At 65.6% G+C, this 666-nt stretch carries 1 protein-coding gene; it reads right to left on the minus strand.

The window, feature by feature from the left end; all coding sequences use genetic code 11:
• Positions 1-666 (minus strand): pyridoxal-phosphate dependent enzyme (locus KHO31_RS39020; RefSeq protein ID WP_211626158.1); only part of this gene is annotated, 666 nt, incomplete at both ends.

The following is a 666-nucleotide window of genomic DNA, read 5'->3' on the forward strand; positions in this document are numbered from 1 at the left end:
GTGACCCGCTCTCCCGCTTTCAGCGACGCGGCCATCGCGCATGAGTCGTCGGTCTGTACGCCGATCACCCTGATCTCCGGGCGCACCGATTTCACGTACGCGGCCACGCCTGCGGCGAGACCCCCGCCGCCGATCGGCACGAAGATCGCGTGGATCGGGCCCTGATGCTGGCTGAGAATCTCCATCGCGACGGTGCCCTGGCCGGCGATCACGTACGGATCGTCGAACGGGTGAACAAACGTCAGGCCGCGTTCTTCCTGCAGCTTCACCGCGTGCCCGTATGCATCGCTATAAGACTCGCCGAACTGCACCACCTCGACCGTTGCTCCGCCATGCGCGCGCACCGCATCGACCTTCACCTGCGGCGTCGTCACCGGCACGACGATGATCGCCTTCACACCCATCCGGGCCGCCGACAGCGCCACGCCCTGCGCATGATTGCCCGCCGACGCGGTAATCACCCCGCGTTCCAGCGCCTCCGCCGGAATGTGCGCCATCTTGTTGTACGCGCCGCGCACCTTGAACGAGAACACCGGCTGGTTGTCCTCGCGCTTCAGATAAACCGGATTGGAAAGGCGTGCCGACAGATTCGGCGCGCGTTCGAGTTCGGTCTCGCGGGCCACGTCGTAGACGCGCGCGGTCAGGGTTTTCTTCAGGTAGTCGTGG

The organism is Paraburkholderia domus, from assembly GCF_905220705.1.
Classification (GTDB): Bacteria; Pseudomonadota; Gammaproteobacteria; order Burkholderiales; family Burkholderiaceae; genus Paraburkholderia; species Paraburkholderia domus.